Genomic DNA, 22,267 nt, shown 5'->3' with positions numbered 1-22,267 from the left:
TCCTTCAGAGGGCGGTGTCGGGGACGAGCCCCGCCGCGATGTAGTAGCCGATGATGTGGTCGTGCACGAGGATGCGAGCGCTCTCGGTGTCGCCGCCGTCGATCGCCGCGACCAGAGCGCGGTGCTCGTCGCGCAGGCGCTGAGCCATGCCTGTCCAGTCGTCGATGCGAGCGGAACCCTCCAGCACGTACGACTCGATGGCGGTGCGCAGCCCCGCCATCATGGCCGCGATGACCGCGTTGCCGGATGCCTCGGCGAGGGACAGGTGCAGCTGCGCGTCGAGCGCGAGGAACTCCGGCGCGGGCAGCGCCTCGTCGTCCATCGCGTCCAGCAGCGCGTGCGCGTCGGCCGTGTCGCGGGCGTCGGATGCGGCGAGGGATGCCGCCACGGCGCCCTCGAGCACGAGGCGGGTCTGCACCACGTCGGCGATCGGGAAGCCCTGGGCGGCCACCTGCAGCCGCAGCAGCTGCTGCAGTCCCCCGGCGGGCGCGGCGATGACGATCGCGCCGGCGTGGGGGCCGGAGCCTGTCGCCGTGCGGATGAGTCCCATCACCTCGAGCACACGCAGCGCCTCGCGCACGCTGGAGCGCCCGACGCCGAGGTCGGCCGACAGGTCGCGCTCCGAGGGCAGGCGGTCGCCGGGTCCGAGGCGCCCCTCGACGAGGTCGCGCTCGACGCGCTCGAGCACCGTGCGCCAGGCGCGCTGCGATTCGCGCGCGGCAGTGGGCTCCGGCATCCGTCCTCCTGTGGTCTGACCACAGGCTATCCCCTGTGGTCAGACCACGCAACCTCTGCGCATGAGCCTCCCCTGCACCCTCACTCCTCGGCACGCGCACCCGATCACGCACAGAGCGCGGAGGAGCGTTCCCGGAACGAGCATCGGGGAGGGACCCGCGAAGCGGGAGCGGCATGGGCCGCGGGTCCTGAGCGAGCGCCAGCGAGGCGAAGGGTTGCGAGCACAGGGAACGCTCCATAGCGCGCCCCGGCCATGTCGAGGGCACTTGCTCCCCATGCGCTAGCCGAGCACTCCCCCGGACTCCTCGAGGTAGCAGTTGCCGCACAGCGACTCGTACGTCACGGCGGCGCCGTCGATCGCCACCTGGTCGCCGTCGAACACGAAGCGGCCGTCGACGAGGCGACCGTTGAACACGGCCTTGCGTCCACAGCGGCAGATCGTCTTCAGCTCCTCCAGGGAGTGCGCGATTGCGAGCAGCCGGGCGGAGCCGGGGAACGCATGGGTGAGGAAGTCATTGCGGATGCCGTAGGCCATCACCGGGATGCCGTCCAGCACCGCGATCCGGAACAGGTCGTCGATCTGCTCCGGCGAGAGGAACTGCGCCTCGTCGATCAGCAGGCACGCCACGTCGACCTGCTGCGGCAGCAGGGTCGCGGCGTCCTGCTGCCTGATCCGCTCCCGTTCGCAGGCGAACAGCGCACGGGCGTCGTCATCCGCGCCGATCAGGAAGTCGACCTCGCGCGTGACGCCGAGCCTGCTCTCGATCTGCGAGGCGCCCTTGGTGTCGATCGCGGGCTTCGCGAGCAGCACGTGCTGGCCGCGCTCCTCGTAGTTGTACGCCGCCTGCAGCAGGGCCGTCGACTTGCCCGAGTTCATCGCGCCGTAGCGGAAGTAGAGCTTCGCCACGGTCGCGGGTCAGGCCGTGAGGTCGAGTGCCGCCGCGGTCGCGCTCATCGCCATGTCGGCGGTCTCGCGATCGTCATTCAGCTTCGTGCCCAGGGTGGGCACCAGCTCGCGCAGCTGCGGCTCCCATCCGGCGTACTGCTCCGGGAAGCAGCGCTTGAGCAGCTGCAGCATGATCGGCGGCGCCGTCGATGCGCCCGGCGAGGCGCCGAGGAGCCCGGCGATCGAGCCGTCTTCGGCGGCGACGATCTCGGTGCCGAACTGCAGTTTGCCGTCGCGCATGACCTGCGCGCGCTGCCCGGCCTGCAGCAGCTCCCAGTCGCCGTCGGCGGCGGTCGGCATGAACTGCCGCAGGGTGGCGACCTTCTTCTTCGGGGTCTTCAGCAGCTCGCTGACCAGGTAGGTGATCAGGTCGAAGTTGGTGAACGCCACCTTGAGCATGCTGCCGAGGTTGTGCGGACGCACCTGGGTGACGATGTCGAGCATGCCGCCGTTCTTGAGGAACTTCGGGCTGAACGTCGCGAACGGGCCGAACAGCAGGCTGCTCTCGCCGTCGACGACGCGGGTGTCCAGGTGCGGCACCGACATCGGCGGGGCACCGACGGGCGCCTGTGAGTAGACCTTGGCCTTGTGCTGGGCGACGATCTTCGGGTCGGAGGTCTTCAGCCACTGACCGCCGATCGGGAAGCATCCGTAGCCGCGGATCTCGGGGATGCCCGAGCCCTGCAGCAGCTTGAGTGCCCAGCCGCCGGCGCCGACGAAGACGAAGCGCGCCTTGATGTCGCCGGGGGTGCGGCCGAGCGTGCGGCGGTACTTGATGCGCCAGGAGCCGTCCTTCTCGCGCTTCAGCTTGCGCACCTCGGTGTTGGTGCGGACGTCGACGCCGCTCTCCTCGAGGTGGTCGAAGAGCTGACGGGTGAGCGCGCCGAAGTCGACGTCGGTACCGGCGGCGCTGCGGGTGGCGGCGAACGGCTCGCCCTTGCGGCGCTGCTGCATCAGCAGCGGAGCCCACTGGTTGATGACGCGGGAGTCCTCGCTGTACTCCATGCCAGCGAACAGCGGCTCGTCCTTGAGCAGGGCGTAGCGCTCACGCAGGTACTGCACGTCGTTCTCGCCGCGCACGAAGGTCATGTGCGGGGTCGAGTTGATGAACGTCTTCGGCCCGTCCAGGATGCCGCGCTTGACCCACGACGACCACAGCTCACGGCTGAGCTGGAACTGCTCGTTGATGTTGATGGCCTTGCTCGAGTCGAGCAGGCGGTCCTCACCGCGGGGCGTGTAGTTCAGCTCGCAGAGCGCGGAGTGACCGGTGCCGGCGTTGTTCCAGGCGTTCGAGCTCTCCTCGGCGACGTCACTGAGGCGTTCGAACGCGACGATCTTCCAGTCCGGCTGCAGCTCGTGCAGCAGGGTACCCAGGGTGGCACTCATGATGCCACCACCGATCAGGACGACGTCGACGGATTCAGTCACCGAACCAGTCTAGGCTTCTCCCGCGCAGGGCTCGAATCGGCGAGTCCGCGCCGAGACGGGGCGTACGGCCCCATGTCTCGGAGCGGGCTCGCCGTTCCGTGAACAGGGTCAGGCGACCGGGGCGCCCAGGCGCTCGGCGACCAGCTCGGCGATCTGCACGGCGTTCAGCGCGGCGCCCTTGCGCAGGTTGTCGTTGCTGATGAACAGCACGAGTCCCTTGCCCTCGGGAGCGGACTGATCGGCGCGGATGCGACCCACGAAGCTGTCGTCCTTGCCCGCCGCCTGCAGCGGGGTCGGCACCTCTTCGAGAGATACACCGGGAGCGGATGCCAGCACCTCACGCGCACGGTCGGGCGTGATGTCGGCGCCGAACTCGGCGTGGATCGACAGCGAGTGCCCGGTGAAGACCGGCACGCGCACGCAGGTGCCCGCGACACGGAGGTCGGGCAGTTCGAGGATCTTGCGGCTCTCGTTGCGGAGCTTCTTCTCCTCGTCGGTCTCGTTGTCGCCGTCGTCGACCAGGTTGCCCGCGAACGGGATGACGTCGAACGCGATCGGGGCGATGTACTTCTCCGGCTGCGGGAAGTCGACGGCCGAGCCGTCGTGCACCAGACGCAGGGTGTCGCCCTGGGCGAGCACGCCCTGCACCTGGCCGAGCAGTTCCTCGGCCCCGGCGATGCCCGAGCCGGAGACCGCCTGGTAGGTGGAGACGATCAGGCGCTCGAGGCCGGCCTCGGCGTGCAGCGCCTTCAGCACCGGCATGGCGGCCATCGTGGTGCAGTTCGGGTTGGCGATGATGCCGCGCGGGCGATCGTCGATCGCGTGCGGGTTCACTTCGCTGACCACCAGCGGAACCTCGGGGTCGTTGCGCCAGGCACTGGAGTTGTCGATGACGACCGCGCCGGATGCCGCGAACTTCGGCGCGAACGCGCGGCTGGCGGTCGCGCCGGCCGAGAACAGGGCGATGTCGATGCCCGTGGCATCCGCCTTCTCGACGTCCTCGACGATGACGTCGACGCCGCCGAAGTCGATGGCGGTGCCCGCGGAGCGGGCGGAGGCGAACAGGCGCAGCTCGCGGATCGGGAACGAGCGCTCGGCGAGGATCTCGCGCATCACACGGCCGACCTGGCCGGTGGCGCCGACGACGGCGACGGAGTATCCGGAATCGGAGATGCGGGTCATTACTGGGGGTCCTTGGCGTTGAGACGGGTACGCCAGGCTCAGCCCCGGGTCGCGGATGCTTCGCCCGGCGCCGATGTCAGGGTTGCGGTGAGTCTACCCTGCCCCGCGCGGGCAGGGATCCGTCGATGACGTCCCGGGTCAGCGACCGGTGCCGGCGTGCACGACGGCCTCGATCTCGCTGTCGAGACCGTAGGCCGTGTGCACCGCGCGGGCCGCACCGGCGAGCTCGTCGGCGCGCAGCACGACCGAGATGCGGATCTCGGAGGTCGAGATCATCTCGATGTTGATGCCGGCCGTCGAGAGCGCCTCGAACAGGATGGCGGAGACGCCCGAGTGGGTGCGCATGCCAGCGCCGACGACCGAGAGCTTGCCGATCTGGTCGTCGTGCTGCAGCGACTCGAAGCCGATGACTGGGCGCTCGGCGGCGAGCGCCTTCAGCGCCGCCGCGGCATCCGCCTTGGGGAGCGTGAACGAGATGTCGGTGCGGCCGGTGGATGCCGCGGACACGTTCTGCACGATCATGTCGACGTTCGCGCCCGACTTGGCCACGACGGTGAAGATCTCGGCGGCCTTGCCGGGCACGTCCGGAACGCCGGATACGGTGATCTTGGCCTGGCTGAGGTCGGTGGCGACGCCGGCGACGATGGGTTCTTCCATGGCTGCTCCCTCGGATTCGCGGGGGTTCTTCATGCCCTCGCCCAGAACGTAGGTGCCCTCGGCCGTCGAGAACGTCGAACGGGCGTGGATCAGGACGCGGTGCCGCCGAGCGTACTCGACGGCTCGGATGTACAGCACCTTGGCGCCGTTGGCGGCCAGCTCGAGCATCTCCTCGCTGGAGACGTGATCGAGCTTGCGCGCCTGGGGGATGACGCGCGGGTCGGCGGTGAAGATGCCGTCCACGTCGCTGTAGATCTCGCAGACGTCGGCACTCAGCGCGGCGGCGAGCGCGACGGCGGTCGTGTCGGAGCCGCCACGGCCGAGCGTGGTGATGTCGAGGGTGTCGCGGTTGATGCCCTGGAAACCGGCGACGATGACGATGGCGCCCTCGTCGAGCGCCTCGCGCACGCGCACGGGCGTGACGTCGACGATGCGCGCCTTGCCGTGGTGCGAGTCGGTCATCATCCCGGCCTGGCTGCCGGTGAACGACCGCGCCTCGAAGCCCATCGAGTGGATGGTCATCGCGAGCAGCGCCATCGAGATGCGCTCACCGCTGGACAGCAGCATGTCGAGCTCGCGCGGTGCGGGAATCGGGGCGACCTCGTGGGCGAGGTCGAGAAGCTCGTCGGTGGTGTCGCCCATGGCGCTGACGGCGACGACGACGTCGTGCCCGGCACGCCGGGTGTCGACGATGCGCTTGGCTACGCGCTTGATGCTGTCGGCGTCGGCGACGGACGAACCGCCGTACTTCTGCACGATGAGGGCCACGTTCACTCCCTGGGATTGCGGGCGATCAGCCCACGCACATTCTACGGAGCGGGTTCATGCCTCATTACGTATGTGTCAGATCAGCCCGCGTCGGCGGGCCTCGGCGGCGGCTGCGGTGCGGCTGGACACCCCGAGCTTCTCGAGCAGGTGCACCACGTGCGTCTTCACGGTGGCCTCGGTGATGAACAGCCTCGTCGCGATCTCGCGGTTCGCGGCGCCCTGGTCGATGAGTTCGAGCACCTCCCGCTCGCGGGCGGTCAGTGTGACGCGCGGCGCGCGGAGCGCGCCGATCAGGCGGTCGTCGATCAGGCCTCCCACGAGCCCGCCGGATGCGGCATCCGTGATCGCCTTCGCGATCGTGTCGGTGTCGACGTCCTTGAGCAGGTAGCCGGCGGCGCCGGCCTCGATGGCACGGACGATCTGCGCATCGTGATCGAAGGTGGTGAGGATGATGACGGCGGGCGGCTCGGGCGCCGCCTGCAGCGCCGCGGTGACGGCGACCCCGTCGATCCCCTCCCCCAGTCGCAGATCGCAGAGCACGACGTCGGGGCGCAGATCGGATGCCACGACGAGAGCCTCCTCGCCAGTGGCCGCCTCGCCGACGACCTCGAACCCGCGGCTCTCGATCACCGCGCGCAGACCCGCGCGCACGATCGGATGGTCGTCGACGAGAAGGATGCGGATGCTCATGACTCCCGCTCCCCCGAGCCTGTGAGCGGGACGGACGCGATCAGCCGGGTGCCCTCGCCGGGCGTGCTGTCGATGACGAGCTCGCCGCCGAGCTCCTCGAGCCGAGAGCGCATCGCGATCAGACCGTAGGACGACCCCGGCCTGCCGTCGGATGCCGCGTCGAAGCCGCGGCCGTCATCCGTGATCTCCAGACGAACGGAGCCGTCCACCGCGCGGAGCCCGACCTCGACGCGCGCCGCGCCGGAGTGCTGACGCACGTTCGCGAGCGCGGACTGCGCCACGCGCAGGAAGGCGACCTCGACGGCGGTGGGCAGAGCCGGCATGGGCTCGGCGACTTCCAGGAAGGTCTCGATCGCGGCATCCGCACGCAGCGTGTCGAGCATCCTGCCCAGCGCGCCGGCAAGTGCGGAGTCCTCCAGCTCGGCGGGCGCGAGGGATGCGACGATGCGGCGAAGCTCGACGAGGGAGTGCTGCGCGAGGGCGTCGATCTGCGGCATCCGCTCGGTCTCGCCGGTGCGGGCCAGCAGCGAGACCGAGCTGAGCTCCTGCGCGATCGTGTCGTGCAGGTCGCGGGCGAGCCGGGTGCGCTCCTTGGCGGCGCCGGCCTCGTGCTGGGTGCGGGCGAGCTCGTCCTGCAGTGCCGCGGTCTCGTCCTGCGCCTGCAGCAGCGACGCGATCAGACGCTCACGCTCGCCCGCATCGCGCAGCAGCGTGTCGTAGCCGAGCGAGATCGCGAGGGCGAAGCCGCCGCCGAGAACGGGACCGGCGATGTGCGCGAAGGTGAGCTCGGTGTGGTGCAGCAGGGGTGCGACGACTGCGCCGGCCATCACGATCACCGCATAGATCCATGCCGCGCGGCCGCGGATCAGGTGCCCGGCGAGCAGCAGCAGCGGAAAGGCCAGCCAGACGAACTCGGGTGAGAGCACCAGCATCCCGCCCCAGAGCACCGTGAGCCCTCCCAGCCACCAGCGCGCGCCACGGCCCTGGATGAGGATGGCGCCGGCGCCGTACCAGCCGAGGAACGCGATCGCGGCGAGGATCGCGGGCAGCGGTGCGAGCCCGGCGGCGATCGCGCGGAGCGTCGTCACCACGGCGAGCAGGACCGCGATCAGGTGCAGCGCGAGGCGTGCCGTGCGCAGCATCCGATGGCGGCTCGAGACGGATGCGGCGGCGGACATCCTCCGATTCTCGCGCGTTCGGCCGAACCGTGCACGGCGGACTGTCGATCCTTCGATGGATGCGCTCGCGCGCCCCGGGGAAGAGACTGGTGCCATGACCGATGCATCCGTTGATGTCCGCACCCAGCGCTCGGCGCTGACCAAGCTCTTCATCGCCACCGCCGTCTACACCGTTCTGGGCCTGGCGGCCGGCTTGTTCTATCGCGAGTTCACGAAGGCGAACGGGCACCCGGAGGGGTTCTCGGGCCAGCTCGCGGTCACGCACACGCATCTGCTCGTGCTGGGCATGATCGTGCCGTTGATCGTGCTGGCGCTGGAGAAGTCGTTCCGGCTGTCGGAGAGCCGGCTGTTCGGCTGGTTCTTCTGGATCTACAACGCCGGCGTCGTTCTGACCTCGGCGATGATGGTCTGGCACGGCACGCTGCAGGTTCTGGGCGTCAAGGCGTCCGCGGCGATCTCGGGCATCGCAGGCCTCGGCCACATCCTGATCGGCGCCGGGTTCGTGCTGCTGCTCCTGATGCTGTGGAAGGCGATCCGGCGGAGCTAGTCCTTCGGCGGCGGGCCGTCGCAGATCGCCTCGGCGGTCTCGGCGGTCGTCACCGGTCCGGTCGTGAGATCGGACTCCCCAGGCTTCAGCCTGCCGCCGGTGGCGGCGAACCAGCATCCGATCAGGATGATGGGGAAACCGATGATCAGGCCGATCGTGATCGGCTCTCCGACCAGGATCGTGCCGAGGATGATCGCGACCACCGGGTTGATGTAGGTGAACAGCGGCGCGCGCACCGGGCCGACCTCGCGGATCAGCGCGAAGAAGAACACGAATGCGAGCGCGGTGCAGATCACGCCGAGCAGCACCAGCGACACGGTCGAGCGGATGGTCGGGACCTCATGCTGGGTGAGCAGTCCTGCCGGCAGGTAGGCGAGGCCGACGACAGTGAGCGCGAGCGTGATGGTGCCGATCGAGGGCACGTCGGAGAGCTTGTGCGCGATGATGAACGGCGCGATCGCGTAGAGCACGGCGGTGAGCAGGATCTCGCCGATCGCGATGTAGCTCGCGGTGCCGTGGGCGAACAGACCGGGGCCGGCGACGACGATCGCGACGCCGACGAAGCCGACCAGCAGTCCGCCGAGGCGGGTCGGCGCGAGCACGGAGCGGTCGCCTCGCATCAGGGCGATGACCACGGCGAACAGCGGGACCGTCGAGACCAGCAGCCCGGTGAGGCCCGAGGGCAGCTGGGTCTCGGCGTGGCTGAGCAGCAGGAACGGCCCCGCCATCTCCACGGCGCCGAAAGCGAGCACCCACGGCCACACCTTGAGCGCTGACTTCAGCGCACCGGAGCGGATCGCGAAGGGCAGCAGCACGAGCGCGCCGAGCAGGGTGCGGGCGGAGACGACTGCCGGGGGCGAGAACGATTCCACCGCCTCTTTGATGAAGAGGTAGGTGATCCCCCACACGATCGACATGATCGCGAAGAGGATCCAGCCCTTGCGGGTGAACCCGCCCTGCGGGCTCACAGACGGCGCCGGCCTTCGAACGCCCGGCCGAGGGTGACCTCGTCGGCGTACTCGAGATCTCCGCCGACGGGCAGACCGGATGCCAGGCGAGAGACCGTGATCTCCATGGTGGTCAGCAGACGGCTGAGGTAGCTCGCCGTCGCTTCGCCCTCGAGGTTGGGATTGGTCGCGAGGATCACTTCCTGCACGGTGCCGTCGGCGAGGCGGGTCATCAGCTGCGCGATGCGCAGGTCGTCGGGTCCGACGCCGGCGATCGGGCTGATCGCGCCGCCGAGCACGTGGTACAGCCCGCGGAACTCGCGGGTGCGCTCGATCGCCGCGACGTCCTTGGCGTCCTCGACCACGCAGATGAGCGCGGCGTTGCGGCGCGGGTCGCGGCAGATCGCACAGCGATCCTGCTCTGAGACGTTGCCGCACACCTCGCAGAACCGCACCCTGGCGCGCACCTCGGTGAGCAGTTCGGCCAGGCGGGCCACGTCGAAGGACGGGGTCTGCAGGATGTGGAATGCGATCCGCTGGGCGGACTTCGGGCCGATGCCCGGCAGCCGGCCGAACTCGTCGATCAGCTCCTGGACGATGCCGTCGTACATCAGTTGAACCTCGTCTGGGGCTCGTAGGGCTCTTCGCGGATGAACGTCGCGCCGAGCACCTGGCGGATCACGGCCTCGCCGCGGCGCTCCACGCCGTCGGGCGCGGAGGAGCGGCTGGTGACGATCGGCGCGGCGGCCTGCGGCGCGGACCGCTGCGGGGCGGATGCCTGCGGTGCCTGGCGCACGTTCGCCGGTGCTGTCTGCGGTGCAGAGGCCTGTGGGGCCGGACGCACCGGCGCCTGGGCGACCGGCATCCGATTTCCGTTGTCCGGCGGCGCCGCGTCGTAGTGCGGGTCGTACGGCGGCTCATCGATGTCGGGGGCCTCGTCGTCGCCGGGCAGCGGCGGCTCGTCGTGGTCGATCGTGCCGTCGACCGGCGGAACCGGTGCGGATGCCGCGGATTCGACCTCGGCGGGCTCCTCATCGACCGCGAACTGCGGCTGCACCGGCTCCTCGCGCGAGGCGGGGATCGGTGCGACCGCCCACTCCGTGACAGGCGCGGCCGCGGATGCCGATGGGCGGGACTGCTTGGCGGGCGCTGCGGGAGCGGTCTGCTGCGGTGCCGCGGGAGCAGTCTGCTGCGGTGCCGCGGGCCCGGGCTGCGGTGCCGCGGTGGGCACGGCGACCGGCTCGGGCGCGCCGGCCTGCGGCACCCCGGGCGTCGCCCAGCCGGAAGCGGGCGCGGTGTCGCCCCGGCGTTCGTCGCGCGCCGGCGCAGGGTCGGCGGGAGCCGGCTCGGCGGGAGCGGATGCTCCGCCCTGAGCCGGACCGTCCTGCGGGGAGCGCGCTCCCCCGCCGGGGTTGCTGTTGCCTGCGGGGAGCGGAGCCGGACGGTACTTCACGCGCACTCCGAGCTGCTGCTCGATCGCGGTGCGCAGATGATCGGAAGGGCCGGGGCCGGGGGTCGGTCCCTTGAACCTCGTGACGTCGGACGGCGCCGCGAAGCCGAGGGTGAGCACCTCATCGGCGTAAGCCAGCGGCTGCACACCGGTGACGAGCAGCCAGGCGTTGCGGTTGATCGTCGCGAGCCTGTCGAGGACCGCGGGCCACTCCGCCGTGATGCGCTCGAAGGTGACAGGGCCGGGGTCGGCCGGAGCGGGTGCTGCGGGCTCCGAGGAGACGGAAGGCGTTTCGTCTCGCTCCTTCGTCGGTCGCTCGATCACCGGAGCTGCATCCTTCTGCTGTTCGCCGAGCGGAGCCGCGGAGCGAGGCGCAGATGAGACCTCGGGAGCCGACGTCTCTGCAGCCGTCGGCTTGGGCGCCGACGCCGTCGGAGTTGAGGACGTTTCGTCTCGATCCTTCGTCGCTCTCTCAGCGACTGGTGCAGCAGCGGGCGCTGCGACGGGTGCCTGCGGAGCCGCAGCGGGAGCTGGCGCAGCCGCGACAGGTGCCGGAGCGGCAGCGGGCGCGACGACTGCCCCCTCGCCGGCGCTGGCGAGCACGCGGGCGACCATCAGTTCGAGATGCAGGCGCGGCGAGGTCGCGCCGGTCATGTCGTCGAGCGCCTGACTGACGACGTCCGCCGTGCGGGAGAGGCGCGTCGAGCCGAAGGCGAGGGCCTGCGCCTGCATCCGCTGCAGTTCGTCGGCCGGGATGCCGCGCAGCACGGCGGAGGCGCCGTCGCCGACGGCGGCGATCACGATGAGGTCGCGGAGCCGCTCGAGCAGGTCGTCGACGAAGCGCCGAGGGTCCTGTCCGGTCTGCACGACGCGATCGACGGCGGGGAACGCGGCCGCCGCGTCGCCCGCGGCGAGCGCGTCGACGATCTCGTCGAGAAGTTCGGCGTGCGTGTAGCCGAGCAGCGCCACTGCGCGCGCGTAGGTGACGTTGCCGTCCTCGGAGCCCGCGATCAGCTGGTCGAGCAGCGACAGCGTGTCACGCGGCGACCCGCCGCCGGCGCGGACAGCGAGCGCGAGCACACCTTCCTCGACCTGCACGCCCTCCTCAGCGCAGAGCTTCTCGACGTACTCGAGCATGGCCGCAGGCGGCACCAGCCGGAACGGGTAGTGGTGCGTGCGGGAGCGGATGGTGCCGAGCACCTTCTCGGGCTCGGTGGTCGCGAAGATGAACTTCACGTGCTCCGGCGGCTCCTCGACGAGTTTGAGCAGGGCGTTGAAACCCTGCGGCGTGACCATGTGCGCCTCGTCGAGGATGAAGATCTTGAACCGGTCGCGGCTGGGCGCGAAGGTCGCGCGCTCGCGCAGATCGCGGGCGTCGTCGACGCCGTTGTGGCTGGCGGCGTCGATCTCGACGACGTCGAGCGAGCCGCCGCCGTTGCGCGAGAGCTCGACACAGCTCGGGCACACGCCGCAGGGGGTGTCGGTCGGGCCCTCGGCACAGTTCAGGCAGCGCGCGAGGATGCGGGCAGACGTGGTCTTCCCGCACCCGCGAGGACCGGAGAACAGATAGGCGTGACCCACCCTGTCACCGCGGAGTGCGGTCATGAGCGGGTCGGTCACCTGGGACTGACCGATCATCTCCCCGAAGTTCTCGGGCCGGTAGCGGCGATAGAGGGCTGTGGTCACCAGAACAGCCTACGGTGTGGCTCGGACACTCGGTTCGGCCATATTCAGGTCGGCGTCGTCGCGTACCGGCCACTGCGGAAGCCTTTCGCGCAGCTCTCTCCAGAGCGGGCGACCCACTGCCCGGAGCAGCAGCCGCCCATTCTCCGTGCTCACCGCGGCCACGCGGTCATGTCGCCCATCTTCCGAGCGAGAGCAAGATACTTCGCTGACAATCGGTCATCGCCCTGATCGTCGTAGAGCAAAGCCAGGTTGTAGGCGGAGTGGCCATCTCCCTGCTCGATACCCGTCAGGTACGCCTCGATGGCCAGTTCCGGCTCATCCAGTTCATCGTCGAGAAGATTCCCGTACTTGATCGCCGCTCCGTAGACACTGGAGGCCGTGAGTCGCTTGAGCAGCGCCGCGGCTTCGCGGAGTGCCTCGTTCTCGATGAGCACGTCAGCGAAATCGATGCCGAAGTCGTCATGGACTTCAGCGCCCTCGCGCAACAGGTCCTCGACTTCCGGACCGGAATGCCCGGTTTCGCGCAGCGCGTGTCCCAGGCATCCTGCCACCATCGCGGGATCAGTCAGGTCAAGCTCTCGTGCCCTCCGAAGATAGGGGATCGCTTGCTCATAAGCACCCAGCCAATCGAGCAGGTTTCCGACGTACTCCAGCGCATCCGAGGATCCGCGATCGGCCGCAAACTTGAACATCGCGGCCGCGAGAAGCTCGTGGCCGCCGTGCCTGTTATATTCCTCCGCCAGAAGAACCACGGCATCCGCGTCGTTCTCCTCCGCACGGATCGCCCCGACAACCCACGGGTCGAACCCAGGCAGCATCCCCGCCGCGATCTCCGAATCCGGGACTTCGCCCTGCAGGCTTCGGATGAGCTCGATGACTGCCAGGTACTCACCATGTTCCAGCAGCACAGCCGTCTCGTTCACGACGTCGCGCGCTCATCGGGTGCCACGATCCGCGCCCGCGCCTCGTCGAGCAGCCTGTCGTAGCGATGGTCGAACGGCGCGACGAGAACACTCTCGAGATGTGCCTCGACATTCCAGAGGACCCTTCGCTCGGCCTCGCGCAGGGGCACTTCGATCTGCTCCTCGTTGGTTCGAGAGACCCACTCGAACAGGACGAGCGCCTCGTCGCCGGTGAGCGCGATGTTGACGGGTTCCTCCCGGTTCCCGCCCTCCGACCCTGTCAACGACAGATCGCGGCGCTTCCGACCGCACCACGCGGCAGCGATCCCGGCGAGAGACAAGATGCCGAAAGCCGACGCCAGGCCGAGCACGCGCCGGGCCCCGTCATGGCGGCGGTCAGCGCGCAGAGAATCGGGTTCCATGATGCGATGGCCTCCCTCGCATACGTCTCAATCAGGATGCCGTCGGCGGGACCCGCAGGCGTGGATCAACAAGTACCGGGTCGGGAGGTCGGATGCAAGAGGAGAATGCACGTTTCGTCTCGCTGCGCTCGCTCAACGACCGGAGGGCGGCCCTTCGACAGGCTCAGGGACCCAGGTTCCTGATCAGTCGGACTTCCAGCATCCGCTCAGTCCACCTCGAGCACCGGGATCGTCGTGGTCACGGGGACCGTCGGCGACATCAGCGTGCCGTCCTCGCGGCGGGCGTCGGCGAACTGGCGCAGCGTCGGACGGCCGGGGCGCACGGGGCCCTGACCCGCGAGCATCACCACGGCGTCCGACCCCACCGACGCGGTGTGCGCCGCGCCCCGCACGGTGAACGACACGGGTTCACCCGACAGCACCGTCATCCGCAGCTCACCGCGCGTGACCTTCACGCGCAGCGACGACCCGCGCCACTGCAGAGGGAACTCCAGCGACGGCCAGTCGGCCGGCAGCCGCGGGTCGAAGCTGAGCTCGCCCGAATAGTCGCGCATGCCTCCGAAGCCGTTGACCAGCGCCGACCACACGCCGCCCGCCGACGCGACGTGCACGCCGTCGGTGGCGTTGTTGTGCAGGTCGTGCAGGTCGACGTAGAGCGCCTCGCGGAAGTACTCCAGGGCGAGATCCTGGTAGCCCACCTCAGCGGCGAGGATCGACTGCACCACCGCAGACAGCGTGGAGTCGCCGGTGGTCAGCGGATCGTAGTAGTCGAAGTCGGCCAGCTTCTCCTCGTCGGTGAAATGGCTGCCCTGCAGGAACAGCGCGAGCACGACATCCGCCTGCTTCAGCACCTGGAACCGGTAGATCACCAGCGGGTGGAAGTGCAGCAGCAGCGGACGCTGCTCGTCGGGGGTGTTCGCCAGGTCCCAGACCTCGCGCTCCAGGAACAGCGAGTCCTGCGGGTGGATGCCGAGTCCTTCGCTGTATGGGATGTGCAGCGCCTCGGCTGCGCGCTCCCAGCCGTCCGGCTCCCCGGCATCCAGCCCGGTGCGCGCGACCAGCGCGGCGTAGGCCTCCGGCGCGTTCCGGGCCATCTCGCGCACCACTCGCGTCGCCAGACGCAGGTTGTGCCGCGCCATCACGTTCGTGAACAGGTTGTCGTTGACCACCGTCGTGTACTCGTCCGGCCCGGTGACGCCGTGGATGTGGAAGGTCGAGTCGCCGTTCGTTCCGCGCCAGAACCCGAGCGTCGCCCACAGCCGCGCCGTCTCGACCGCGATGTCGGCGGCTTCGCTGCGCAGGAACTCCACGTCGCCCGTCGCGTACACGTACTTGCCCAGCGCGAAGCTGACGTCCGCGTTGATGTGGTACTGCGCGGTGCCCGCCGCGTAGTACGCCGAGGCCTCCTCGCCGTTGATCGTGCGCCACGGGAACAGCGCACCCGCCTCGTTCAGCTGCGCCGCCCGCCGCCGCGCGGCCGGCAGCATGAGCACTCGCGCGCGCAGCGCGTTGCGCGCCCACTGCGGTGACGTGTACGTGAGGAACGGCAGCACGTAGATCTCGGTGTCCCAGAAGTAGTGCCCGCTGTAACCCGAACCACTGAGTCCCTTCGCCGGAACCCCCGCCCCGTCCGCGCGAGCGGATGCCTGTGCCAGCTGGAACAGGCACCACCGCACCGCCTGCTGCAGATCGTCGTGCCCGGCGATGATGACGTCGCTGCGCTCCCAGAACGCGTCCAGCCACTCCGCCTGACGTGCGAACAGAGCCGCCACGCCCTCGACCGAGGCCCGATCGAGCGTGCGCCGGCAGCGGTCGACAAGCTCGCGCGCCGGCACGCCCCGCGAGGTGTGATAGCTGACCAGCTTGGTCAGCCGGATCGGGACGCCGGCCCTGGCCTGCACGCGGAACACGTTCTTCGCGATGTCGGGCTCGATCAGGGTGCGGGCGCTGTAGTCGTTCTCGGTCTCGATGACGTGGTCGGCGACGACCGCGAGCGTCATCCCCGAATCCGTCACCTGGTACGACAGCGCGGAGCGCAGCCCGTCCTGCCAGTACTCGGCCGGCTGCAGCACCCGCTCGGTGATCTTCTCGGCCTTGCGCGGATCGAACCCCGCCTTGCCCGCCGCGGCCTTCTGCGCAGCCTCGGGCGTACCGGTGTAGACGGTGCCGCCGTCCTGACGGTTCAGCAGCTGGCAGCTGATCGTCACCGGGGCGTCCGCGTTCTCGACCACGAGCTCGAGCCGCATCACAGCGAGATGCCGCTCGTCGAAGCTCACCATCCGCTCGTCGCGCAGCCGCACCCGCTTGCCCGAGGGGGTGACCCACAGCACGTCGCGGTGCAGCACGCCGGTGCGCATGTCGAGTGTGCGCGAGTACTCGCGCACGTCGGCCTCGTCGAAGGAGAGCGGCTCGTCGTCGACGTAGACGCGCATGATCTTGGCATCAGGCGCGTTGACGATCGTCTGGCCGACCTCGGCGAACCCGTACGCCTGCTCGGCGTGACGGATCGGCCACGTCTCGTGCAGGCCGTTGATGAATGTGCCGTGCTCGTGCGCGCTGCGCCCCTCGATGTGGTTGCCGCGCAGGCCGAGGTAGCCGTTGCCCACCGCGAACAGGGTCTCGGGCAGCCCCTCCGCGTCGTAGCGGCTCTCGACGAGACGCCAGGGATCGGACGAGTAGCGGTCGCTGTCGAACATGCGGTCTCCGTGGATCGGGATTCGGAAGAAGGGATCAGGATGCCAGCAGGCGGGCGAGATCATCGACGATACTCGTCGCGCCCGCATCGCGCAGGGCCTGCGCGCCTGCGCCGCGGTCGACGCCGATCACGACGCCGTACCCGGCCGATGCCGCGGATGCCGCGCCCGAGACCGCGTCCTCGACGGCGACGGCCTCGGCGGGCGCGACGCCCAGCGCGACGGCCCCGGCCCGGAACATGTCGGGCGCCGGCTTCGAGGCGAGGTGGTCGCGCTCGGCGACGACCCCGTCGACGACGACGGTGAAGAAGGAGCGGATGCCGGCGGAGCCGAGCACCTCCTCGGCGTTCTTCGAGCTCGACACGACGCCCATCGGAATCCCGGCATCCCGCAGCTGCTCGATCAGTGCGAGCGATCCGGGGAACGGGGCGATGCCGTGCGCGCGCAGCTCGGCGGCGAAGGCGTCGTTCTTGCGGTTGCCGATGCCGCAGATCGTGTCCTCGGTCGGGGCGTCGTCGACGTGCCCCCACGGGATCTCGACGTTGCGGCTGCGCATGACGGCCGCGACGCCGTCGTAGCGCTTCTTGCCGTCGACGTGCGCGTAGTAGTCGACATCCGTATACGGAGGCGTGATCCCCCAGTGCGCGAACACGTCGTCGAACACCGCCTGCCAGGCGCGCATGTGCACCTCGGCCGTGGGCGTGAGTACGCCGTCGAGGTCGAAGAGGACTCCGGCGGCGGCACGCAGGTCGGGCAGGGACTCGGGCACAGTGCTCCCTTGTCGTCGATCGGAATGGGACCGGTTCCAGCGTAACGGGGTCCGCGCCCTCAGACCACGGCGAGCGTCTGCCGGGCGATCTCCAGTTCCTCGTCCGTCGGCACCACGAGCACCTCGACCGTCGAGTCGTCTGCGGAGATTCGGCGGATGCCGCCCCGCTGGGCGTTCCGCTCGGGGTCGATCCGCAGACCGAGGAAACGCAGCGTCGACAGCGCGTCTGCACGCACCGGCGCGGCGTTCTCGCCGACGCCGGCGGTGAATGAGATCACGTCGACGCCGCCGAGCTGGGCGATGTACGCGCCGGCATAGGCGCGGAGGCGGTGGATGTAGACGTCGTAGGCCAGGGTCGCGGCATCCTCTCCGGCCTCGCGCCCCGCGAGGATGTCGCGCATGTCGCTGTGCCCGGCCAGTCCGAGCAGACCGCTGCGCTTGTTCAACAGGGTGTCCAGGTCGGAGGTTCCCATGCCCGCGCGGCGGGCCAGGTGCAGCAGGGCCGCGGCGTCGATGTCGCCGGAGCGCGTGCCCATCACCAGCCCTTCGAGCGGCGTGAGCCCCATCGAGGTCTCGACGGACTCACCTCCGCGGATGGCGGTGACGGATGCCCCGTTGCCGAGGTGGAACACGATCTGGCGCAGATCCGCGAGGTCGCGGTCGAGGAACGCGGCCGCCTGCTCGCTGACGTACTTGTGGCTGGTGCCGTGGAATCCGTACCTGCGCACGCGGTGTGCGTGCGCGAGCTCCGCGTCGATCGCGTAGGTGTACGCGGCGGGCGGCAGTGTCTGATGGAACGCCGTGTCGAACACGGCCACGTGCGGCACGGCGGGGAACGCCTTGCGCGCGGAGCGGATGCCGGCGACGTTGGCGGGGTTGTGCAGCGGGGCGAGCACCGCGAGATCCTCGATGTTGATCTCGACCAGCGGCGTGATCACGGTGGGTTCGAAGAACCGCGCGCCGCCGTGCACGACGCGGTGTCCGACCGCGACCGGCGGATGCTCGGCGAGCGAGGGGCCGTGCTCGGCGAACTGCTCCAGCATCACGGCGAACGCGACGTCGTGGTCGGCCACGGGTCGCTCGGTCTTCGTCGTGGCATCCAGCATCGTCGGCGCGGGTTCGCCGGGCTCCGCCGTCCGGCGGATCGTGTGCGAGACGATGCCGGTGGACTGGCCGATCCGCTCGATCAGGCCGCTGGCCAGCTCGGTCTCGCGGTCCATGTCGAGCAGGCTGTACTTCAGCGACGAGGAGCCGCTGTTGATCACGAGGACGGCGGTCATCGGTTCTCTCCCTGGGCCTGGATCGCGGTGATCGCGACGGTGTTCACGATGTCGTCCACGAGGGCGCCACGGCTGAGGTCGTTGATCGGTTTGTTGAGGCCCTGCAGCACGGGGCCCATCGCCACGGCGCCGGCCGATCGCTGGACCGCCTTGTACGTGTTGTTGCCGGTGTTCAGGTCGGGGAAGACGAACACCGTCGCACGGCCCGCCACAGCGGAGTCGGGCAGCTTGGCCCTGGCGACGGCCGCGTCGGCCGCGGCGTCGTACTGGATCGGTCCCTCGACGGGCAGCTCGGGCGCGCGCTCGCGGACCAGCGCGGTGGCCGCACGCACCTTGTCGACCTCGGCGCCGGACCCGGACTCCCCCGTCGAGTACGACAGCATCGCCACCCGCGGCTCGATGGCGAACTGCCGCGCGGTCGCGGCGGAGGAGACCGCGATGTCGGCAAGCTGCACGCTGGTCGGCTCGGGGATCACGGCGCAGTCACCGTAGACGAGCACCCGGTCGGCGAGCGCCATCAGGAAGACGCTCGAGACGACCTCGACGCCGGGGCGGGTCTTGATGATCTCGAACGCGGGACGGATGGTGTGCGCGGTGGTGTGCGCGGCGCCCGAGACCATGCCGTCCGCGAGCCCCAGGTGCACCATCATCGTGCCGAAGTACGAGACGTCGGTGACCGTGTCGGATGCCTGCTGCAGCGTGACGCCCTTGTGCGCGCGCAGGCGCGCGTACTCCGCGGCGAAGCGCTCCACGAGCGCGGGATCGGTCGGGCTGAGGATCTGGGCGGCGGCGAGGTCGAGGCCGAGCGACGTCGCTCTGGTGCGGATGTCGGTCTCGTCGCCGAGGATGGTCAGGTCGGCGACATCCCTGGCCAGCAGGATCGCGGCGGCGCGCAGGATGCGGTCGTCGCCGCCCTCGGGCAGCACGATGCGCCTGCGGTCGGCGCGGGCGCGCTCGATCAGCCCGTACTCGAACATCAGCGGAGTGACGACGGAGGATTCGGCAAGGCCGAGCTCGATCGTGAGCTCGGTGAGGTCGACGTGCAGCTGGAACAGGGCGAGCGCCCTGTCGTAGCGCTGGCCGGACTGCACGCTGAGCCTGCCGCGGGTGTTCATGATGCGGGTGGCGGTGTCGAAGGTGCCGAGGTCGGTCGCGACGATCGGCACGCCGATCTCGAACCCCTCCAGCAGCTGCTCGATGGGCTCGGGCAGGTCGAACGGGCCGTTCAGCACGATTCCCGCGATCTGCGGGAAGGTGCCGGAGGCGGATGCCAGGAGCGCGGCGAGCAGCACCTCTGTGCGATCGGCGGCGATCACCACGACGGCGCTCTCGGTGATGCGCGGGAGCACGTTCACCATCGACATGCCGGAGATGACGACGTCGAGGGCCTCGCGGTCGAGCAGCGCCGGATCACCCTTCAGAAGGCGGCCGTCGACGGCGCGCAGGACGCCGCGCATGGAGGGCGCGACGAGCGCGCGGTCCTCCGGGATCGCCCAGACCGGCGTACGCCGATGCGGGACGGCCTCGACGACCTCGACGGTCTGCGCCAGAGCATCCGGATCGGCGCGGTTGACGATGACGGCGAACAGTTCTGCGCGCTCCGCGGCGAGCTCGGCGAGCGCGAGAGAGGCCATCTGGCCGACCTGGGCCGGTGTGCGGGCCGTGGTGGTGCCGAGCCGCTCGGCCTGGGTCTGCTGGTCGCGGCCGGAGAGCACCAGCAGCACCGGCGCGCCGAGGTTGGCGGCCACGCGGGCGTTGTACCCCAGCTCTGCCGGGCTGGCGACGTCGGTGTAGTCGCTGCCGAGCACCACGACCGCGTCACACCGCGCCTCGACGGCCTTGAAGCGCGCGACGATGGTGGCGAGGGCGGCATCGGGGTCGGCGCGCACGTCGTCGTAGGTGACGCCCACGCATTCGTCGTAGTCGAGCTGCACACCGTCGTGCGCGATCAGCAGCTCGAGGATGTCGTCGCGCTCGGTCGTCGACCGCGCGATCGGCCGGAACACCCCGACGCGCGGCGAGACGCGCATCAGCGCGTCGAGCACCCCGAGCGCGATCGTGGACTTGCCGGTGTGCCCCTCGGCGGACGTGATGTAGATGCTCTGCGCCACGGGGCCAGCCTATGCCGGGGCGCTGACGCGCTGCCATCGGTCCGGACGGGGAAACCCGTCAGGAGCACTCCCCCGCCAGCGCATCCACCACGGCCGTCGCGTCGTCGTGGAACTGCGCGTAGTAGTCCCGGTCGGTGTTCACCTGCACGCGGTGGATCGCCCGCGACGGCGGCATCCTCTGCCAGCCGTCCAGTTTCGCGAGCTTCGCGTAGAACAGCCGGGCGGCACCGGCGGGATCCATCCGGGTCTCGACGCTCCCCCACCAGTCCTGCTGCTGGAACAGGCCGATGCTGGTCGTCCGGCTGCCGTCGGGATTGGTGAACCCGCGCGTCTCCCAGTCGCCGTAGTCGATGTTGTGCAGGCTGCTCTCACCCATCGCCGTCATCACGCCGAGGATCTGACCGTCGCGCGCGAAGCCCAGCGTCCGCGCCGTCCGCACGATCACGGCCGCGTTCTCGAGCTGGTCGCCCTGCCAGCCGGCGACGCCCTTCGCCGGGAAGGATGCCGGGTCGGCCGCGCAGAACGGCCGCTGCTCCGTCATCCGCATCGGCACCACCACCAGCAGCGTCGCCACGGCCACCACCAGCGCACCGATCGCGATGCCGCGCAGGCGGCGCTCGCTGCTCCGGCGCCGGGCGGCGGCCGCTCGACTGGTGGCGTGCACGATCGCCATCGTGCCAGCATCCGCTGTGAACGAAGCGGAGAAGGCAAAGAAAAGACCCTCCGCGCACCCGACAGAGCCCGGTTACCCTTGCTACGTTTCCGTCCTGGGGGAATTGGCCTGGGTGTCGTCACGCGGAGAGCCGTTGAACAGTCTAACGGACATCCGAGGAGGTCCGAGACGCCCGCGAGCGGACTACGATCAAGGCAACGCGCACAGACGGGCGAAAGGGACTCCATGACCGACGACGCACCCTCGATCACGGCCGAGCAGTTCGCCGCGCAGACCTCCCGGATCATCGCCTCGGTCAGCGCCGTCATCGACGGCAAACCGGATGCCGTGCGCAGCGCCCTGGTCTGCCTGCTCGCGCAGGGGCACCTGCTCATCGAGGATGTGCCCGGCGTGGGCAAGACGATGCTCGCCCGCGCACTCGCCGCGAGCGTGGATGCGACGGTGCGGCGCATCCAGTTCACCCCCGACCTGCTGCCGGGCGACGTCACCGGCGTCTCGGTCTACGACCCGGTCGACCGCGAATTCGTATTCAAGCCGGGCGCGATCTTCGCGCACATCGTGATCGCCGACGAGATCAACCGCGCCTCGCCGAAGACGCAGTCCGCGCTGCTCGAGGCCATGGAGGAGGGCCAGGTCACCGTCGACGGGGCCACGCATCCGCTGCCCGACCCGTTCCTCGTCGTCGCGACCCAGAACCCGCTCGAGATGGAGGGCACCTACCCGCTGCCCGAGGCCCAGCGCGACCGCTTCATGATGCGCATCTCGATGGGGTACCCGGATGCCGCGGCCGAGGCGCTCATGCTGCGCCAGCGCGACACCGTCAACCCGCTCTCCGCCGTCACCCCGGTGGCGGACGCCGCGTCGGTGCGCTCCCTCATCGCGCACGCCAGGAAGGTGCACGTCGCCGAGGCCGTCGAGGAGTACGCCGTCGCCCTGGCGCAGGCCACGCGGATGGACCCCAGCCTGCACCTGGGCGCGAGCCCCCGTGCCACCCTGCAGCTCGTGCGCTCCGCGAAGGTTCATGCTGCGCTGGACGGCCGCGACTACGTCATCCCCGACGATCTCGCCGAACTGCTGTCCCCCGTGTTCGCGCACCGTCTGCTGCCGGCCCGCGGAGCGCACCGCGCCGGTGCCCAGCCCGTCGAGGCGGCGCTGGCGCAGATCCTCGACCGGGTGCGCGTGCCGCTCGCCGCGCGGCTCTGA

19 protein-coding genes and 1 other RNA gene are annotated in these 22,267 nt (G+C 70.0%); 2 read left to right on the top strand and 18 right to left on the bottom strand.

Annotation, left to right across the window (positions count from 1 at the left end):
* Nucleotides 1-4: 4 nt before the first annotated feature.
* The 7 genes from ACFVAE_RS15865 to ACFVAE_RS15835 form a co-directional block, all read right to left on the bottom strand.
* A complete protein-coding gene (locus ACFVAE_RS15865) occupies nucleotides 5-736 on the bottom strand; it encodes a FadR/GntR family transcriptional regulator (RefSeq protein WP_378894169.1) in 732 nt (243 codons plus the stop codon).
* 279 nt (nucleotides 737-1,015) lie between these two features.
* Entirely contained in the window at nucleotides 1,016-1,642 is a 627-nt protein-coding gene (locus tag ACFVAE_RS15860) for a thymidine kinase (protein ID WP_378894167.1), read from the bottom strand.
* A 9-nt stretch (nucleotides 1,643-1,651) separates the two neighbouring features.
* Nucleotides 1,652-3,109: a malate dehydrogenase (quinone) gene (mqo, locus tag ACFVAE_RS15855; RefSeq protein WP_378894165.1), complete on the bottom strand. Its 1,458-nt coding sequence runs from the start codon at nucleotides 3,107-3,109 to the stop codon at nucleotides 1,652-1,654.
* 108 nt (nucleotides 3,110-3,217) lie between these two features.
* Nucleotides 3,218-4,291: an aspartate-semialdehyde dehydrogenase gene (locus ACFVAE_RS15850; RefSeq protein WP_378894163.1), complete on the bottom strand. Its 1,074-nt coding sequence runs from the start codon at nucleotides 4,289-4,291 to the stop codon at nucleotides 3,218-3,220.
* 138 nt (nucleotides 4,292-4,429) lie between these two features.
* Nucleotides 4,430-5,716: an aspartate kinase gene (locus ACFVAE_RS15845; RefSeq protein WP_378894161.1), complete on the bottom strand. Its 1,287-nt coding sequence runs from the start codon at nucleotides 5,714-5,716 to the stop codon at nucleotides 4,430-4,432.
* Nucleotides 5,717-5,791: 75 nt separating this feature from the next.
* Nucleotides 5,792-6,406 carry a response regulator gene (locus ACFVAE_RS15840; RefSeq protein ID WP_378859527.1) on the bottom strand — a complete coding sequence of 205 codons (615 nt, stop codon included), beginning with the start codon at nucleotides 6,404-6,406 and terminating at the stop codon, nucleotides 5,792-5,794.
* On the bottom strand, nucleotides 6,403-7,584 hold the full coding sequence (locus tag ACFVAE_RS15835; RefSeq protein ID WP_378894158.1) for a sensor histidine kinase: 1,182 nt from the start codon (nucleotides 7,582-7,584) through the stop codon (nucleotides 6,403-6,405). Before ACFVAE_RS15835 ends, ACFVAE_RS15840 begins: the two co-directional genes overlap by 4 nt.
* 94 nt (nucleotides 7,585-7,678) lie before the next feature.
* On the opposite strand from ACFVAE_RS15835, the gene ACFVAE_RS15830 reads away from it, so the two are divergent.
* Nucleotides 7,679-8,131 (top strand): DUF2871 domain-containing protein, encoded by a 453-nt coding sequence (locus ACFVAE_RS15830; RefSeq protein ID WP_378894156.1) that lies wholly within the window; start codon nucleotides 7,679-7,681, stop codon nucleotides 8,129-8,131.
* Here ACFVAE_RS15830 and ACFVAE_RS15825 read toward each other — a convergent pair.
* The 11 genes from ACFVAE_RS15825 to ffs all read right to left on the bottom strand — a co-directional run bounded on the left by ACFVAE_RS15825 (nucleotide 8,128) and on the right by ffs (nucleotide 21,199).
* The gene (locus ACFVAE_RS15825) at nucleotides 8,128-9,099 is read right to left on the bottom strand and encodes a DMT family transporter (RefSeq protein ID WP_378894153.1); all 972 of its coding nucleotides are present in this window, start codon (nucleotides 9,097-9,099) and stop codon (nucleotides 8,128-8,130) included. The two genes, ACFVAE_RS15830 and ACFVAE_RS15825, sit on opposite strands and share 4 nt — an antisense overlap.
* A complete protein-coding gene (gene recR, locus ACFVAE_RS15820; RefSeq protein WP_378894151.1) occupies nucleotides 9,096-9,689 on the bottom strand; it encodes a recombination mediator RecR in 594 nt (197 codons plus the stop codon). The genes ACFVAE_RS15825 and recR overlap by 4 nt, the downstream gene beginning before the upstream one ends.
* A complete protein-coding gene (locus tag ACFVAE_RS15815; RefSeq protein ID WP_378894148.1) occupies nucleotides 9,689-12,214 on the bottom strand; it encodes a DNA polymerase III subunit gamma and tau in 2,526 nt (841 codons plus the stop codon). Before ACFVAE_RS15815 ends, recR begins: the two co-directional genes overlap by 1 nt.
* A gap of 149 nt (nucleotides 12,215-12,363) precedes the next feature.
* Nucleotides 12,364-13,122, bottom strand: a complete 759-nt coding sequence (locus ACFVAE_RS15810) for a hypothetical protein (RefSeq protein WP_378894146.1) — start codon at nucleotides 13,120-13,122, stop codon at nucleotides 12,364-12,366.
* A gap of 11 nt (nucleotides 13,123-13,133) precedes the next feature.
* Nucleotides 13,134-13,538: a hypothetical protein gene (locus tag ACFVAE_RS15805; RefSeq protein WP_378894143.1), complete on the bottom strand. Its 405-nt coding sequence runs from the start codon at nucleotides 13,536-13,538 to the stop codon at nucleotides 13,134-13,136.
* 206 nt (nucleotides 13,539-13,744) lie between these two features.
* A complete protein-coding gene (locus ACFVAE_RS15800; protein ID WP_378894140.1) occupies nucleotides 13,745-16,234 on the bottom strand; it encodes a glycoside hydrolase family 65 protein in 2,490 nt (829 codons plus the stop codon).
* A gap of 34 nt (nucleotides 16,235-16,268) precedes the next feature.
* Entirely contained in the window at nucleotides 16,269-17,000 is a 732-nt protein-coding gene (locus ACFVAE_RS15795) for an HAD family hydrolase (RefSeq protein WP_378894137.1), read from the bottom strand.
* A gap of 59 nt (nucleotides 17,001-17,059) precedes the next feature.
* The gene (locus tag ACFVAE_RS15790) at nucleotides 17,060-18,280 is read right to left on the bottom strand and encodes an acetate/propionate family kinase (protein ID WP_378894135.1); all 1,221 of its coding nucleotides are present in this window, start codon (nucleotides 18,278-18,280) and stop codon (nucleotides 17,060-17,062) included.
* Nucleotides 18,277-20,391, bottom strand: a complete 2,115-nt coding sequence (pta, locus tag ACFVAE_RS15785) for a phosphate acetyltransferase (protein WP_378894132.1) — start codon at nucleotides 20,389-20,391, stop codon at nucleotides 18,277-18,279. Before pta ends, ACFVAE_RS15790 begins: the two co-directional genes overlap by 4 nt.
* 58 nt (nucleotides 20,392-20,449) lie before the next feature.
* Complete coding sequence (locus tag ACFVAE_RS15780; RefSeq protein ID WP_378894130.1) at nucleotides 20,450-21,064, bottom strand: hypothetical protein; 615 nt, start codon at nucleotides 21,062-21,064, stop codon at nucleotides 20,450-20,452.
* 38 nt (nucleotides 21,065-21,102) lie between these two features.
* Nucleotides 21,103-21,199, bottom strand: an RNA gene (gene ffs, locus ACFVAE_RS15775) — signal recognition particle sRNA small type.
* Between the two features lie 90 nt (nucleotides 21,200-21,289).
* Between ffs and ACFVAE_RS15770 the strand changes: the two genes are divergently transcribed.
* Nucleotides 21,290-22,267 carry an AAA family ATPase gene (locus ACFVAE_RS15770; RefSeq protein ID WP_378894127.1) on the top strand — a complete coding sequence of 326 codons (978 nt, stop codon included), beginning with the start codon at nucleotides 21,290-21,292 and terminating at the stop codon, nucleotides 22,265-22,267.

Source organism: Microbacterium sp. NPDC057659, from assembly GCF_042799915.1.
In the GTDB taxonomy this organism is placed as follows: Bacteria; Actinomycetota; Actinomycetes; order Actinomycetales; family Microbacteriaceae; genus Microbacterium.
This window is presented reverse-complemented; position numbering and strand designations above follow the sequence as displayed.